Source organism: Nocardiopsis sp. TRM 82005 (assembly GCF_056312425.1).
In genome coordinates this window covers 126,565-142,150 of record NZ_JBWDTQ010000001.1, presented here as the reverse complement: position 1 = coordinate 142,150, position 15,586 = coordinate 126,565, and the positions used below count along the sequence as shown (strand labels likewise).

Annotated in this window: 14 protein-coding genes and 1 pseudogene; 8 read left to right on the top strand and 7 right to left on the bottom strand. The window is 71.0% G+C overall.

Features of this window, described 5'->3' with window-relative positions; genetic code table 11:
• The first annotated feature begins 128 nt into the window (after nt 1–128).
• Complete coding sequence (locus AC0T5L_RS00600; protein ID WP_476163312.1) at nt 129–1,181, top strand: site-2 protease family protein; 1,053 nt, start codon at nt 129–131, stop codon at nt 1,179–1,181.
• A 100-nt stretch (nt 1,182–1,281) separates the two neighbouring features.
• Here AC0T5L_RS00600 and AC0T5L_RS00595 read toward each other — a convergent pair whose 3' ends face one another.
• Nucleotides 1,282–1,761 (bottom strand): hypothetical protein, encoded by a 480-nt coding sequence (locus tag AC0T5L_RS00595; RefSeq protein WP_476163311.1) that lies wholly within the window; start codon nt 1,759–1,761, stop codon nt 1,282–1,284.
• A 38-nt stretch (nt 1,762–1,799) separates the two neighbouring features.
• Complete coding sequence (mshB, locus tag AC0T5L_RS00590; RefSeq protein WP_476163310.1) at nt 1,800–2,666, bottom strand: N-acetyl-1-D-myo-inositol-2-amino-2-deoxy-alpha-D-glucopyranoside deacetylase; 867 nt, start codon at nt 2,664–2,666, stop codon at nt 1,800–1,802.
• Nucleotides 2,667–2,820: 154 nt separating this feature from the next.
• Here mshB and AC0T5L_RS00585 point away from each other — a divergent pair, with 154 nt between their 5' ends.
• Nucleotides 2,821–5,016 carry a S9 family peptidase gene (locus AC0T5L_RS00585; protein WP_476163309.1) on the top strand — a complete coding sequence of 732 codons (2,196 nt, stop codon included), beginning with the start codon at nt 2,821–2,823 and terminating at the stop codon, nt 5,014–5,016.
• Between the two features lie 79 nt (nt 5,017–5,095).
• Here AC0T5L_RS00585 and AC0T5L_RS00580 read toward each other — a convergent pair whose 3' ends face one another.
• On the bottom strand, nt 5,096–6,367 hold the full coding sequence (locus AC0T5L_RS00580) for a serine/threonine-protein kinase (RefSeq protein ID WP_476163308.1): 1,272 nt from the start codon (nt 6,365–6,367) through the stop codon (nt 5,096–5,098).
• Nucleotides 6,368–6,408: 41 nt separating this feature from the next.
• Nucleotides 6,409–6,822, bottom strand: a pseudogene (locus tag AC0T5L_RS00575) (protein kinase domain-containing protein); the annotation flags it as partial.
• Nucleotides 6,823–7,144: 322 nt separating this feature from the next.
• On the opposite strand from AC0T5L_RS00575, the gene AC0T5L_RS00570 reads away from it, so the two are divergent.
• The 4 genes from AC0T5L_RS00570 (at nt 7,145) to AC0T5L_RS00555 (ending at nt 9,547) form a co-directional block, all read left to right on the top strand.
• A complete protein-coding gene (locus tag AC0T5L_RS00570) occupies nt 7,145–7,531 on the top strand; it encodes a DUF3054 domain-containing protein (protein ID WP_476163307.1) in 387 nt (128 codons plus the stop codon).
• Between the two features lie 48 nt (nt 7,532–7,579).
• Entirely contained in the window at nt 7,580–7,969 is a 390-nt protein-coding gene (locus tag AC0T5L_RS00565; protein ID WP_476163306.1) for a hypothetical protein, read from the top strand.
• A gap of 113 nt (nt 7,970–8,082) precedes the next feature.
• The gene (locus AC0T5L_RS00560; protein WP_476163305.1) at nt 8,083–8,859 is read left to right on the top strand and encodes a TrmH family RNA methyltransferase; all 777 of its coding nucleotides are present in this window, start codon (nt 8,083–8,085) and stop codon (nt 8,857–8,859) included.
• A 52-nt stretch (nt 8,860–8,911) separates the two neighbouring features.
• Nucleotides 8,912–9,547, top strand: a complete 636-nt coding sequence (locus AC0T5L_RS00555) for a GNAT family N-acetyltransferase (protein ID WP_476163304.1) — start codon at nt 8,912–8,914, stop codon at nt 9,545–9,547.
• Nucleotides 9,548–9,831: 284 nt separating this feature from the next.
• Here AC0T5L_RS00555 and AC0T5L_RS00550 read toward each other — a convergent pair whose 3' ends face one another.
• The 3 genes from AC0T5L_RS00550 to AC0T5L_RS00540 are packed head-to-tail and all read right to left on the bottom strand — an operon-like array spanning nt 9,832 to nt 13,175.
• Nucleotides 9,832–10,575 (bottom strand): succinate dehydrogenase/fumarate reductase iron-sulfur subunit, encoded by a 744-nt coding sequence (locus AC0T5L_RS00550; RefSeq protein ID WP_476163303.1) that lies wholly within the window; start codon nt 10,573–10,575, stop codon nt 9,832–9,834.
• Nucleotides 10,572–12,518: a fumarate reductase/succinate dehydrogenase flavoprotein subunit gene (locus AC0T5L_RS00545; RefSeq protein ID WP_476163302.1), complete on the bottom strand. Its 1,947-nt coding sequence runs from the start codon at nt 12,516–12,518 to the stop codon at nt 10,572–10,574. The genes AC0T5L_RS00550 and AC0T5L_RS00545 overlap by 4 nt, the downstream gene beginning before the upstream one ends.
• Nucleotides 12,519–13,175 carry a succinate dehydrogenase cytochrome b subunit gene (locus AC0T5L_RS00540; protein ID WP_476163416.1) on the bottom strand — a complete coding sequence of 219 codons (657 nt, stop codon included), beginning with the start codon at nt 13,173–13,175 and terminating at the stop codon, nt 12,519–12,521.
• Nucleotides 13,176–13,306: 131 nt separating this feature from the next.
• Here AC0T5L_RS00540 and AC0T5L_RS00535 point away from each other — a divergent pair, with 131 nt between their 5' ends.
• Nucleotides 13,307–14,254 (top strand): LysR family transcriptional regulator, encoded by a 948-nt coding sequence (locus AC0T5L_RS00535; RefSeq protein ID WP_476163301.1) that lies wholly within the window; start codon nt 13,307–13,309, stop codon nt 14,252–14,254.
• Nucleotides 14,255–14,751: 497 nt separating this feature from the next.
• On the top strand, nt 14,752–15,564 hold the full coding sequence (locus AC0T5L_RS00530) for a hypothetical protein (protein WP_476163300.1): 813 nt from the start codon (nt 14,752–14,754) through the stop codon (nt 15,562–15,564).
• Nucleotides 15,565–15,586 lie beyond the last annotated feature (22 nt).

Here is a 15,586-nt window from a genome sequence, read left to right as displayed (position 1 = left end):
CCCCGGCCGGTCGACGGGTACTTCGGGGCCCGGAGTGCACGGCTGAGGCGCCGGGCGGCACCCGCTGCGAAGGGGTGCCGTGCAGGGCCTAATCTGGACGCGGACCACCCGCGAGCCGCAGGAGCACCATGCCCACGCCCGAGCCGCCGCAGAAGGCGGAGACAACCGACGTGCCCGAGAGGGGCGGGACGGTCGGCGCCGACCCGTGGGAGCAGATGCCCGAGGACGCCCTCAACCGGCCGGGGCTGGGCGAGGACGCCGACGGCGCCGACGCTCCCGAGGCAGAGGCCGACACGGACACGGGGGGCACCGCGAAGCCGGACGAGCGGGTCCCGTCCGACGACGCGGACGGGCCTTCTGAGAAGGGCGCCGACGGCGTCACGTCCGGTAGCTGGGTGGACTTCCTGCCCAGCCCGGTGTTCGTCATGCTGCTGGGTCTGACCGGGTTCGCGGGCTGGCTGTCGTGGCGGGCCGTCGAGTTGGACTGGGCCGCCGACGGCACGGACGTCACCCCGCTGGTTCCACCGCTGCTCATCCTGCTCGGATGGATCGCGTCCGTGGCCGTCCACGAGTTCGCGCACGCGCTGACCGCCTACCTGGCCGGTGACCGCTCCCTGCGCGGCAGCGCCTACCTGCGGCTGAACCCGTTCGCGTACCAGCAGGCCTTCGCCGGCCTGGTCCTGCCCTCGGCCTACCTCGGCCTCGGCGCCTTCGGTATGACCGGCCCGCCCACCTACGTGGACTGGGACCGGATCCCGCACCGGGGCCGCCGCGTACTGGTGGCGCTCGCCGGACCGCTGGCCAGCCTCCTGCTGGCCGCCGCCCTCGCCGCCGCCGTGTCGGTCCTGGTGCCCCCGGGCAACGACACCACCAACTGGGCGATCTCGGCGATGGCGTTCCTGTGCTTCGCGAACCTGACCGCCGCCCTGGTCAACCTGCTGCCGGTCCCGGGCCTGGACGGCTTCGAGGTGTTGGCCGCCTGGACGCGGGGCAAGTGGGTCCCCGCCGCGCGCGCCAACGCGCTGTTCGGCTCGGTCGCCGTGTTCGCGGTCCTGTGGTTCCCCGGCCTCAACGACGCCCTGGTGAACCAGGTCTACGCCCTGTTCGACCTGGTCCTGCCCAACCCGGTGTTCGCCGGGATCGCCTTCTACGGCGAACTGCTCCTACAGTTCTGGACCTGACGCGCCTTGTGCCCTGCGTCTGCGGTGACCGGAAGCACTCACCGGATGATCTTGCCCGTACTGGCGGTGCCGGCGGTCGAGGTTGCCAGTACGGGCAGGATCATCGCTGTCGGGCACCTCGGTGCTGGCGGGGCGGATCCGTCACGAAGGCGAAGACGCCGCTGCGGATAACCGCGAACATCAGCACCAGCATCGACCCGAACAGGTAGGCGTTGTGCATGATGTGGTTGGTGAGCACCAGGTCCCCGCCCGGCCTGTAACCGATCAGGGCGATCACCGCAGCCAGGTAGCCGACCGCGAAGACCGCCGCAGCGGAGGGGCGGCGGCCGCCCCACGCGCACAGGCGGCAGGCGCCGTACAACAGCGCCAGGAAGGCCAGCAGCCCGGCGGCCATCAGGACCGGAGCCGGCTGGCCCGCGTCCCAGTACAGGTTCAGCCAGCCCGCGCCGGTGGTGGCGAACAGCCCCACCGCGGTACCGAGCAGCAGCAGGACCACGAGGGTGGCCGCGGTCAGCACCGGCGACAGGGATCTACGGGAGGCCCCGCCCTCCGCGGGTGGGCCGGTCTCAGGTGTGGTCACAGTAGACGAGGGTAGACGGTCCGTCCCACCGGCCGCGGTCACAGCCCGGCGAACAGGTCGGTCTCGTACTCGCCGCGGCGGACGCGCGGCGTCGGGCCCATCAGCAGGGTGAAGTACTCGACGGCGTCGATCTCCTGCGCGATGCCGTTGGACAGGGCGAAGCGCTCGCCCTCCACCGTGATCTGGGTGGCGTGGGAGCGCATCGCCAGCGCCTTGGCCGCCCAGTGGCCGGTGGCGTCCACACGGGTGGTCACCATCGTGTCGGAGGTGCCCCTGGCGATGTCGGATATCCGCGCGGGCGGGGTGAAGGGACCCGCCTCCTCGTTGAGCCGGGCGATGGACTCCTCGATGCGCGAGACCGGCTGGGCGATGGCGTAGAGCTTGCGTACCCGCCAGGGCGTGCCGGGCACGGAGCGGTCCCCGGCCCGGGAGAAGGCCCGGCGTGCGACCCGGTGGGCCTGGATGTGGTCGGGGTGCCCGTAGCCGCCGTGCTCGTCGTAGCTGACCAGCACGTGCGGGCGGACCTCGCGGATGATCTCCGCCAACCGTGCGGCGGCCTCCTCCACGTCCGCGTCCCAGAAGGCCTTCGGGTGCTCGTTGGTGGGCGCGCCCATCATCCCCGAGTCCCGGTAGCGGCCGGGGCCGCCCAGGAAGCGGTGGTCGCGCACGCCCAGGGCGAGGCAGGCCTTGTCGAGCTCGCCGATCCGGTGCTCGCCGAGGGTGTCCTCGCGGTCGGACGCCAGGTGCGCGAGGTCCGACGGGATGACCTCGCCCTCCTCCCCCAGCGTGCAGGTCACCAGGGTGACACCGGCCCCCTCCGCCGCGTACCTGGCCAGGGTGGCTCCGGTGACAATGCTCTCGTCGTCCGGGTGCGCGTGCACCATCATCAGTCGCCTGTCAGTCACGCAGCGAACGATACCGGTCGCACACGCGGGCCACCCACCACATCGCGCACTCGCCCAGGCCCGAGAGGCGTTTCGCCCGCTTTTCTGACGGCCTCCCGCGTCCGGGGCGGGCAGCAGCGCCCGGGCCGTCCGCGATATGGGACACAATCTGCTTATGAGCTTTCCTCGCCAACAAGCCCGCACCCAACGCTTCACGACCGGTGTTCCGCGCGCGTTCGAGATCTCTCCGGACGGAAGCCGCGTCGCTTTCCTCCGGGGCCGCGACGGGGTGGACGCCGCCACCTGTCTGTGGATCCATGAGGCGGAGGGGTCGGGGACCGCCACGGTGCTCGCCGACCCCAGGACCCTGGGCGCCGACGACGAGTACCTTCCCCCCGAGGAGCGGGCCCGCCGTGAGCGGCTGCGCGAGAGCGGCGGCGGCATCGTCTCGTACACGGTGGACGAGGCGTTCACCCGTGCCGTGTTCACCCTGTCCGGACGGCTGTTCTACGTCGACCTCGTCGGCGACGACACCGTCCCCCGCGAACTGCCCGCCGTCACCCCCGTCGTGGACCCGAGGATCAACCCGGCGGGTGACCGGGTCGCCTACGTCAGCGGCGGCGCCGTACACGTCATCGAGATCTCCGGCGCCGATCCCGACCACGGCGACCGGGTGATCGTCGAACCGGAGGGCCCCGACGTCACCTGGGGTCTGGCCGAGCTGGTGGCCGCCGAGGAGATGAGCCGCTACCGGGGCTTCTGGTGGGCTCCGGACGGCTCCACCCTCGCCGTCACACGCGTGGACGAGTCCGAGGTGAACACCTGGTACGTGTCCGACCCCGGCAACCCCGGCCAGGAACCGACCGCTCTGCGCTACCCGCCCGCTGGCGGGACCAACGCGGACGTGCGCCTGGCCGTGTTCCCGGTCGGCCGGCCCTCGGACGAACGGCCCGAGCCCGTCTGGATGGAGTGGGACCGCGAGGCCCTGCCCTACCTGGCGACGGTCGGCTGGACGACCGGCCCCGACGGCACGCCGACCCTGGTGTTCACCGCGCAGAGCCGCGACCAGCGCACACTGGCCCTCTTCAGCGCCGATCCGGCCACGGGCCTGGTCGTGCGGGTGCGCACCGAGTCCGACGACGTGTGGGTCGAGCTGATGCCGGGCGTGCCCGCCTACACCGGTTCGGGCGAGCTGGTGTGGATCGGCCGCGAGGCGGGCGGTGAGCCCCGGGTCCATGTGGGAGACCGCCCGGTCAGCCCCGCCGACGTGTACGTGCGCGGCGTGGTGGACGTGGACGGCGACCGGGTCCTGTACTCGGGTTCGCCCGCGGGCAGCCCCGGCGACGTGTCCCTGTGGCTGGTCGAGCTGGACACGGGCCTGTCCGCGCCGGTGGAGGTGCCCGGGCACGGGGGCGGCGCCACCGGCTCGGGCGCGCACAGCGGCGTGCGCTCGGGTCGGCTGCGCGGCGACACCCTGGTGGTGCAGCACAGGTCGATGGAGTTCTCCGGCGTGCGCACGATGGTGGTACGCGGAGCCAGTACCGAGACGCGCCGCGCCCGCTCCGAGATCGAGAGCCTCGCCGAGGTCCCGGACCTGCCGGAGCCGCGCGTGGAGTTCTGGCGCGCCGGTGAGCGGCGGATCCCGGCCGCGCTCGTACTGCCGTCCTGGTATCACGGCGACCAGCGCCGGCTGCCGGTGCTGGTGGCGCCCTACGGCGGTCCGCACGCGCAGCGGGTGCTGTACGCGCGCGGCGCGTACCTGTCCGCCCAGTGGTACGCCGAGCAGGGGTTCGCGGTACTCATCGCGGACGGCCGCGGCACCCCGGGCCTCGGTGTGGAGTGGGAGCAGAGCATCCACCTCGACCTGGCCGGACCGGTCCTGGAGGACCAGGTGACGGCGCTGGAGGACGCGGCGGAGCGGTTCGACTGCCTGGACCTGTCCCGGGTGGGCATCCACGGCTGGTCGTTCGGCGGGTACCTGGCGGCGCTGGCCGTGCTGCGCCGTCCGGACGTGTTCCACGCCGCGGTGGCGGGCGCGCCCGTCATCGACTGGACTCTGTACGACACCCACTACACCGAGCGCTACCTGGGCACCCCCGAGGAGGAGCCCGGCGCCTACGAGCGCAGCTCGCTGCTGGACGAGGCGGCCGGACTGGAACGGCCGCTGATGATGGTCCACGGGCTGTCGGACGACAACGTGGCGTTCGCGCACACGCAGCGGATGTCGTCGGCGCTGATGGCGGCGGGCCGCCCGCACACGGTGCTGCCGTTGTCGGGGGTGACACACTCGCCCTCGGACCCGACCGTCGCGGAGAACCTGGTGCTGCTCCAGGTGGAGTTCCTCAAGGAGAGCCTCCGGAGCAAGGAGTAGCCCCGTCCGGGTACCGGTGCCGTGCGCGTTCTCCGCGTACGGCACCGGGGCGGGGCACCGCCCGGGCGGTCCGCCCCGTCTACGTCTCCTCCCGGGAGGCGGCGATCTCCGACTCGTCCGGGACCTCGATCTCCACGGGGCCGTTGAACCCGAGGAAGCCGAGGACCGTGGAGAAGCCGTCCTCGTAGGTGCCGTTGATCCCTTCCCCCTCCCAGGACTCGTAGGTCTGGAAGTGCTGGGGACAGCCGTCCCCGTCGATCCACAGGTCGAAGGCGATCTCGGTCCCCTGGTCCGGGGCCTGCACGGAGTCGCCGAGGTAGGTGCCGGTGTAGTGGTGTCCCGTCCGGCCTCCCAGTTCGATCCCCTCGGCCATGTCCTCGGGGTAGTCCGTGGCGGGGGGCGCCGACTCCCCCTCGTAACTGACCCGGGCACCCTCGCCGGAGAGCGCGCCGAGGGACTCCACCTCCGACGTCCAGCGCTGCCGGGGCCCGCCCTCGGTCTCCTCCGGCGCGGGACGGTAGAAGTCCCCCTCGACCACCCCGACGAGGTTGGAGTCGGTGCGGGCCAGGACGTCGTCCGGCCCCTCGCCGATCTCCATGACCGTGTACGTGGCGGGGCCCTGGTAACTGGTCTCCAGGTACCTGGGTTCGGGATCCTCGGTGTAGAAGAAGCGGTTGGTGGCCCCCGTGGCCGTCTCGGCGTCCCTCGTCGCGGAGTAGGCCAGGAAGCTCGACGCGCCCAGGGCCAGGTCGACGGCCTCCTCCACCACGGCCTCCGTGTCCTCGGGGCCGGCCTGGACGGCGGGGACCTGCTCCTCAGTCCGGCCGTCCGCGCCGCCCCCTCCCGGCTCCTCCTCCCCAGCGGCGGTCTCCCCCTCCTGTCCCCCATCGGGCCAGGCGACCCAGGCCCCGACCAGGGCCGCGACCAGCACTGCGGCCACCACCGCGAGCAGCGGCGCACGGCCGGAACGGCGCACCCGCCGGGGCTCCGGCGCGCGCACACCCTGCCACTCGGTGGCCAGCAGGCCGGGGACGACCTCGGTGACCGCGTCCCCCTGGACCGGCTGGACCCGGGTGGCGTTCCAGCCGCCGCTGAGCTCGGTGAGCGCCTCCAGCGCCGTGGGGCGCCGCCGCGGGTCCTTGTCGAAGGCCCGCCGCACCGGGTCCAGCAGCTCAGGCGGGACACCGTCCAGGTCCGGCTCCCCGTCGCGGATCCGGCGCGAGACCGCGTCGGCCGTGTCCTTGCCGAAGGGGTCACGGCCGGTGGCGGCGAAGGCGACCAGGCCCGCCCAGGCGAACATGTCGGACCGGTCGGTGGCCTCCTGCCCCCGTACTGCTCGGGCGCCACCCATCCCGGGGTGCCGAACAGGCCGCCGGTGCGGGTGAGGGCGGTGCCGTCGACCGCCCGGGCGATGCCGAAGTCGAGCACCTTGGGCCCGCCCGGGGACAGGATCACGTTGCCGGGCTTGAGGTCGCGGTGCACCACGCCCGCCGCGTGGACCGCCGCCAGCGCCTCGGCCGCGCCCAGAGCGAGCGCGGTGAGGGCTCTGCCTCCGAGCGGGCCGCGCTCGCGCACGTGGGTGTCCAGGGTCGACCCCGGCACGTACTCGGTGGCCAGACACGGCGTGTCCGCACGGGTGTCCGCGCCCAGGAACCCGGGGAGACAGGACGCGCGCACCCGACGCACCAGGGCGACCTCACGGGCGAACCGCGCGCGGAACTCCTTGTTCCCCGCGTAGGCGCGGTGCACGCACTTGACCGCCACGCGCCGGTCGGAGCCGTCCAGCGCGGCGTAGACCACCCCCATGCCGCCCGCGCCGATCCGGCCGACCAGCCGGAAGGGGCCGACGTGCCGGGGCTCGTCGGCGGCGAGCGGACGCATGCCACGCGGGAGGGGAGACGGTTCCGCGTCCGTGGGCGGGGGCGGGGGAACGGCGTTCAAGGCGTCAGCGATCTCCTGGAATCCGGGCTCGAACGGGACTCGGTCAGCGCTCGGTGTCGGCGGTCCGGCCACCACCAACGTAGGACACCGCTCCGCCGGCGTTGGTTCGCGCCCGGCCGCGGACCGGGGCCGCGACCGCGCCCCGCCCCTCCAAAGGACCCGGGAGGACCACGCGTAACCTGGCCGCATGCGTTCCTCAACGGTGCCACGCGCCCTCGTCGCCCTGTTGGCCGACCTGGCCTGCGTGCTCGCCTTCGTCGTGATCGGCAGGGCCGACCACGAGACCGGCACGGCGCTGGCCTCGATCGCCTCGACCGCGTGGCCGTTCGCGGCCGGAACGGTCCTGGGCTGGGTGGTCACCCTCGCCTGGACCGCCCCTGTCCGGATCTGGCCGGTCGGTGTGTTCGTGTGGGCCGTGACCGTGGCCGGGGGGATGGTGCTGCGCCTGCTCACCGGCGGGGGCGCCCCGCTCAGCTTCGTCCTGGTCACCTCCCTGTTCCTGGCCGCGACCATGCTCGGCTGGCGCGCGGTGACCCTCTTTCTGACCGGAAGAAGGCGACAGCGCCGGTCCTGACGGGGAGACTGGGGGAAGGAGACACCCCGACCCGAAGGAACGCACCCCATGGCCGATCCCGCCGCCCTCGCCATCGCCACCGCTGTCGCCAGCGGCGCGGTAACCAAGATCACGGAGTCGGCCACCGACGTCACCGTCGCCGCCTTCAAGTCCCTGTGCGCGAGGGTCTTCGCCCGTTTCCGCTCGGTCCCCGAGGCCCAGGACGCCCTGGACGGGGCCCGTCTGGACTCAGGCGACCAGGCGGCCCTGGCCACCGTCGCCGCGCACCTGGAGCACGCCGAGGGGGAGGACCCCGAGATCGGCCGCCTGATGGGAGAACTGCGCCGGGAGTTCGTCCAGGAGGGCGACGGCGCCGTGCACAACAGCATCCAGGGCGACGTGAGCGGCAGCGCCCGGGTCCTCCAGGGCAGGGACTTCCACGGGGACATCACCCTCTGAGCCGTGCCTGGTGAAGGGCCGCGCTCCGCCAGGCGGCCCTTCACCGGACAAGCTCCGGGCGTGCGCTCCGGTACGGGCGGCTCGTACCGTGGGACGTTCGTAAGCTGGAACGGATGAACGAGCACCCCGTACCCTGGTCCGCCTCCCCGCCGTCCGCCCTGTCCACACCGTCCGGCGCGGACGGGGAATCCGCGTCCCGCGCGCCCGCGAACGGTGAGGACGAGGCACGTGAGGTGGGTGTGGGCCCGTGGGACGGCCCTTGGCCCGAGGGCGACCACTACGACCCCGAACTGCTGGCCGAGGGCGACCGCCGCAACGTCGTGGACCGCTACAGGTACTGGCGGCGCGAGGCGATCGTGGCCGACCTCGACACCATGCGCCATCCCTTCCACGTCGCCGTGGAGAACTGGTCGCACGACTTCAACATCGGCTCGGTCGTACGCACCGCCAACGCGTTCGGGTGCGCGGCCGTGCACATCGTGGGCCGCCGCCGCTGGAACAAGCGCGGCGCGATGGTGACCGACCGCTACCAGCACGTCCACCACCACCCCGGCACCGAGGCGCTGGTGGCGTGGGCGGGCGAGCGCGGGCTGCCGCTGATCGGGATCGACAACCTGCCGGGGGCCGTACCGCTGGAGACCTACCCCCTGCCGCGGAACGCCGTGCTGGTGTTCGGCCAGGAGGGCCCCGGCCTGTCCGAGGAGGCCCGGCGTGTGTGCCAGGCCGTGCTGTCGATCGCCCAGTTCGGTTCGACCCGGTCGATCAACGCCGGGGCCGCGGCCGCGATCGCCATGCACGCCTGGGTGCGCGCGCACGCGTTCGACCAGCCGGTCCCAGGCACCACATCCGCCGCTTCCGTCGCTCCGGCATCCATCACCACACTGTCGTGACAGTTCCGTGATCTACCATGGGCGAAAGGCCCCTAATCAGAGAGAACCAGGGATGAGTCCGAGCGTCACAGCAGCCGCACGCCCCGCCACGATCGACGACGTAGCCGGTGTCGCACGAGTCATGAGCAGATCAGCGCACGAGGATCCGTTCTTCCGCTGGCTCTTCCCCGACGACGAACTGCGCGTGGCCAGGACCCGCCGCTTCTTCGCCCTGACCGCGGGTTTCGGTTACGTCCCCTCGGGCGGGACGCGGGTCACCGAGACCCGGGACGAGTCCGAGGACGCGCCGGTGGTGCGTGGCGCGGCGCTGTGGGCGCCTCCCGCCGCCAACCCCGAGGGCCAGCTGGTGTCGCTGCGCACCTGGCCGCACTGGGCGCCCCTGATCGGCCGCTCACGGCTGGCCGCGTTCGTCCGCGTGTTCGCCGAGTGGAAGCTGGCCGCGCCCCAGGAGCCGCACCTGTACCTGGCCGCGCTGGGTGTGGACCCGGCGGTCACCGGTACCGGGATCGGGGGCGGGCTGCTCTCCGCCGGGCTGGACAGGGCGGACTCCGAGCGGCTCCCGGTGTTCACCCAGACGCTCGGCGACAAGACCGTCGGCTTCTACGAGCGGTTCGGCTTCCAGGTGATCCGCGAGGTGGAGAGCCCCGACGCGGGGACCAACTACTTCCTGCTGCGCGACCCGTCCTGAGCCCGACCGCGTGCCGTCGGACCGAGAAGGTTCGCCGGTACGCCCTGGAGACCGCCGACGAGGACGCCGGGCTGCTGGCGAGGCTGGCCGGGTGACGCGCTACCTCACGAAGGCCGACGTCTCCGCGATCATCGACGTCACCACCGGCGGCCTGGTGGACGTCCCCGAGATCGCCGAGCGGCTCGGAAGGCCCATGCCTCCCGCGCGGTGACCGGTCCGGGAAGACAGCGGGGGCCGCGCTCCCGAAGGAACACGGCCCCGTGTCGCGCGAAGGACCCGAAAGGTCAGCCGCCCTTGCTGAGCGATCCCAGCAGGTCGCGGTTGAGCTGCGAGATCGTGTCCAGCGGGATGCCCTTCGGGCAGACCGCGGCGCACTCACCGATGTTGGTGCAGCCGCCGAAGTCCTCCTCGTCCTGCTGGTTGATCATCTGCACCACGCGCGAGGCCCGCTCGGGCTGCCCCTGCGGGAGCATGCCCAGGTGGGTGACCTTCGCGGCGGTGAACAGCATGCTGGAGGCGTTCGGGCAGGCCGCCACGCACGCGCCGCAGCCGATGCAGGTAGCGGCGTCGAAGGCGCGGTCCGCGTCCGGCTTCGGGATCGGGTTGGCGTGGGCGTCCGGCGCGGTACCCGTCGGGGCGCTGATGAAGCCGCCCGCCTGGATGATGCGGTCGAACGACCCGCGGTCCACGACCAGGTCCTTCACGACCGGGAACGCCTGGGCCCGCCACGGCTCCACCGTGATGGTGTCGCCGTCCTTGAAGCTGCGCATGTGCAGCTGGCAGGTGGTGGTGCGCTCGGGCCCGTGGGCCTCGCCGTCGATCACGACGCCGCAGGCTCCGCAGATGCCCTCACGGCAGTCGTGGTCGAAGGCGACCGGGTCCTCGTTCTCCAGCGTGAGCTTCTCGTTGAGAACGTCGAGCATCTCCAGGAACGACATGTCCGGGGAGACGTCGGTGAGCTTGTAGGTGGCCAGGCGGCCCTCGTCGTCCTGGCCCTTCTGACGCCATACGCGCAGAGTGATGTTCACTTGTAGCTCCGCTGCTTCATCTCGACGTACTCGTACTCCAGGGCTTCCTTGTGGAGCACGGGCTTGCTGTCCTCGCCGCCGAACTCCCAGGCCGCGACGTAGGCGAACTCGTCGTCGTGGCGCAGTGCCTCGCCGTCCTCGGTCTGGCTCTCGGAGCGGAAGTGGCCGCCGCAGGACTCACGGCGGTGCAGGGCGTCGACGCACATGAGCTCACCCAGCTCCAGGAAGTCGGCCACGCGGTTGGCCTTCTCCAGAGCCTGGTTGAACTCGTCGTTGGTGCCGAGCACCTTGACGTCGCGCCAGAACTCCGCGCGCAGTTCGCGGATGCGCTCGATGGCCTTGGACAGGCCCTCCTCGTTGCGCTCCATGCCGCAGTACTCCCACATGATGTGGCCGAGCTCCTTGTGGAAGGAGTCGACGGTACGGGAGCCCTGGATGGAGAGCAGCTTGTCGATGCGGGAGGTGACCTGCTCCTTGGCGGCCACGGCCTCCGGGTGCGACTCGTCGAGCTCGTCGAACGGGCCGTTGGCCAGGTAGTCGTTGATGGTGTTGGGCAGGACGAAGTAGCCGTCCGCCAGACCCTGCATCAGCGCGCTGGCGCCCAGGCGGTTGGCGCCGTGGTCGGAGAAGTTGGCCTCACCGGTCACGAACAGGCCGGGGATGGAGCTCTGCAGGTCGTAGTCGACCCACAGCCCGCCCATGGTGTAGTGCACGGCCGGGTAGATGCGCATCGGAACCTCGTAGGGGTTCTCGCCGGTGATGCGCTGGTACATGTCGAACAGGTTGCCGTACTTGGCCTCGACGGCCTCCTGCCCCAGGCGCCCGATGGCGTCGGCGAAGTCCAGGTACACGCCCAGGCCGCTGCTACCGACGCCGCGGCCCTCGTCGCAGACGTTCTTGGCGGCGCGGGAGGCGATGTCGCGCGGCACCAGGTTGCCGAAGGCCGGGTAGATGCGCTCCAGGTAGTAGTCGCGCTCCTCCTCGGGGATCTGGCGCGGGTCGCGGGTGTCCCCGTGCTTCTTCGGGACCCAGATACGGCCGTCGTTGCGCAGCGACTCACTCATCAGGGTCAGCTTGGACTGGTAGTCACCGCTGACCGGGATGCAGGTCGGGTGGATCTGCGTGTAGCAGGGGTTGGCGAAGAGCGCGCCCTTGCGGTGCGCACGCCAGGTCGCGGTGACGTTCGAGCCCATCGCGTTGGTCGACAGGTAGAACACGTTGCCGTAACCGCCGGTGGCCAGCACCACGGCGTCGGCGAAGTGCGTCTCGATCTCTCCGGTGACCATGTCGCGGACGATCACGCCGCGCGCCTTGCCGTCCACGACGATGACTTCCAGCATCTCGTGGCGGGTGTTCATCTGGACGGTGCCCGCGGCGACCTGGCGCTCCAGGGCCTGGTAGGCGCCGATCAGCAGCTGCTGTCCGGTCTGGCCCCGCGCGTAGAAGGTACGGGAGACCTGCACGCCGCCGAAGGAGCGGTTGTCGAGCAGACCGCCGTACTCGCGGGCGAAGGGCACGCCCTGGGCGACGCACTGGTCGATGATCTCGACACTGGCCTGGGACAGGCGGTAGACGTTCGACTCGCGGGAGCGGAAGTCGCCGCCCTTGACGGTGTCGTAGAACAGCCGGTAGATGCTGTCGCCGTCGTTGCGGTAGTTCTTGGCGGCGTTGATGCCGCCCTGCGCCGCGATGGAGTGCGCGCGGCGCGGGCTGTCCTGGTAGCAGAACGAGGTGACGTTGTAGCCCGCCTCGCCCAGGGTCGCGGCCGCGGACGCGCCGGCCAGGCCGGTGCCGACCATGATCACCGAGAGCTTGCGCCGGTTCGCGGGGTTGACCAGTTTGGCCGAGAAGCGGCGCTTGTCCCAGCGCTCGTTGATCGGTCCCTCCGGGGCCTTCTCGTCCCGGATCGGGTCTCCTTCGAGGAAGAAGTCGTTCGCAGACAATTAACTCACCAGTCCAAAGGTGACCGCCAGAGGCGGAAGCAGGAAGCCGACGGTCACGACCAGCGCGATGCCCAGGGCGATCGCGTTGAGCCTGCCCTGGCGGCGCGACATGTTGGCGCCGAGGGTGGCCAGGCCGCTCCAGATACCGTGCCGCAGGTGGAGGCCCACCATGATCACGGATAGGACGTAGAACAGGGTCACGTACCAGTACTCGGGCTGGAACCCGTTCACGAGCCGTTCGTAGGGGCTGTCGGACCTGCCGCCGGGCGCGATGTCGTTCGTGGTCATGTGCAGGATGTGGAAGACCACGAAGAACGCGATGAGCAGGCCGCCGTAGCGCATGGTGTAGGAGGAGTAGCTGCGGGCCACCCGCTTGTTCACCTGGTAGCGCTGGGCCGCCGGACGCGCCCTGCGGGCCCGGGCCCACAACGTCACCGCCGCGTAGATGTGGATCAGGACGCTCGCCAGTAGGACGAAACGGAAGATCCACAGGAATCCGCTCTCGGGCAGCAACGGGTAGCCCAGCTCACGCAAGCTGTGGGCGTAGCCGTCGAAGGCCTCCTGTCCCGAGAAGATCTTGAGGTTGCCGTACATGTGCGCGATCAAATACAGCACAAGGATCGCCCCGGTGATCGCCATTGCTGCCTTGAGCGCCACCGTGGACCCGTAGGCCGTAGACCGCTTCTTGGTCAAGGTACTGTTCGCCACAGCCTGCCACTTTAAGTTCGAGTTAAGCCTGACGTCCAAGTCATCGCGATGCTGGCGTCGATAGCCATAGGCTATGGAACATGCAGTTCCAGCAGCTGGCTTACTTCGTCGCCGTGGCCCGCACGCGCCATTTCACCCGTGCAGCAGAGCTTTCCCGCGTTGCCCAGCCGAGCTTGAGCAAACAGATTCGTAGCCTTGAGCAGGAGTTGGGCGCACCGTTATTCAGTCGTGCCAGGGGGAACATCACACTCACGCCGGCGGGCGAGGCGCTGCTCCCGCTGGCCCAGCGCATGCTCACCGACATGGAGACGGCCCGCCGGGAGGTCGCGGAGCTGGCCGGGGTACGCAGGGGCCGTGTGCGCCTCGGCGCGACCCCGTCGCTGTGCGGGGGCCTGCTGGCCGACGTGCTCGCCGACTTCCACACCGGCTACCCCGGGATCGAGCTCCAGGTGGAGGAGAGCGGCTCGCGCGACCTCATCCGCGACCTGGGGCGGGGTGAGCTGGACCTGGCCCTGATCATCCTGCCGCTGCACAGCAGCGACCCGGACTTCTCCACCACGCCGATCCTGCGGGAGAACCTGGTGGTGGCGAGCCCGATGTCGGGCCCCTCGCCCAACGGGCGGGCGTCGATCCGCATCACCGAACTCAAGGGGCGCCCGCTGGTGATGTTCCGGCGCGGCTACGACGTGCGGGAGGCGACACTGCGCGCGTGCCGCGCGGCGGGGTTCGAGCCGGAACTGGCCGTGGAGGGCGGCGAGATGGACGCCGTACTGCGGTTCGTGGAGGCGAGCCTGGGGCTGGCGGTGGTGCCGAGCATGGTGCTCAAGAACCGGCCGGGTCTGCGGGGTACGCCGCTGGCCAGGCCGCGCCTGCTGCGGACGGTGGCGCTGGCGCGGCGCAAGGACGTGGAGCCCTCGCACTCGGCGGACGCGTTCCGCCGCCACCTCAACGAGTACCTGCTGGGGATGTCGCCGCAGGAGCTGGGACCGGACCTGGAGGTGCTGATCGCCGGGGAAGAGGCGGACTGACACCCGTGGGCACGGCACCGACGGAGCGGAACGAGCTCCACGGCACCTCCTGGGTCACCAGAGCAACTCTTATACCACATGCCACTCGTGCTCCTGCGATGACGGGATCCACGCAAGGGACTTTTCGCCTCATTAGGTGGCAAAACACCCCAAAAAGGCGGCCAGAAGTGGCGTAATTCACATTCCTTTCCCGGAAGTTTCCCGCCCCCTGGGACGTGACCGTGATCACAACGCCCTAACGTTGCGTTGCAGACAGGTTCGCCACGGCTTCTCCCCGAGCCGCCCGGCGCAGCCGCCGCGGCCGAAGGAGGCGGATGTGGTGGTACTCAGCAGCGGCAGCCACACCCCGCGCGCCCCATCCGGCCCCGTCGGGACCTCATGGAAGAACCCGCGCCCGCGCCAACGGGCGCACGGGCGGACGGTTACGGCCAAACCACGCTGAAGGAGGCAGGGGCTTCCCCTCCCGCCCGGAGGCGGGGGCACGCGCCCCACACCAGATGACAGCGACCGACAGCACGCAGTCCGGAGGTGGACGGGCGCGCATCCCCCAGCGGACACTGCGCACCGACCGCTGGTGGCTGGGCCCGCTTCTCACCACGCTGGGCCTGGCCGCCTTCGTCGTCTACTCGACCCTGCGGGTGTTCCAGCAGGACCACTACTGGGTCCAGGAGCACCACTACCTGACCCCGTTCTACTCGCCCTGTATCGCCCAGCAGTGCGTGCCCGACGCGGCGCTGTTCGGGCGGCTGCCCGTGGAGTTCCCGCCGCTCTTTCCCTACGCCCTGGTCAGCCTGCCGATCCTGCTGCTGTTCCGGCTGACCTGCTACTACTACCGCAAGGCCTACTACCGCTCGATCTGGCAGGCGCCCACCGCGTGCGCCGTGCGCGAGCCCCACCGGACCTACACCGGTGAGACCAGGCCGCTGATGCTGTTCCAGAACGGCCACCGCTACTTCTTCTACGCCGCCTTCGCCATCACCGCCGTCAACACGTGGGACATGCTGGTCGCCTTCCTCCACGGGACCGGCGGCGGCTTCGGCGTCGGGCTCGGCAACATCATCATGCTCGTCAACGTGCTCATGCTGTGGGGGTACACGCTCAGCTGCCACTCGTGCCGCCACGTCTTCGGCGGGCGGCTGCGCAGTTTCGGCACACACCCGGTCCGCTACTGGATGTGGAGCCGCATCTCCACGCTCAACAACCGCCACATGCTCTTCGGCTGGTTCAGTATCGCCACGCTGATGACCACGGACGCCTACATCGCCCTGATCGCCAGCGGCACCATCGACGACCTCCGCATCCTCAACTGACCCGAGGGGAAGGAAGGCACGA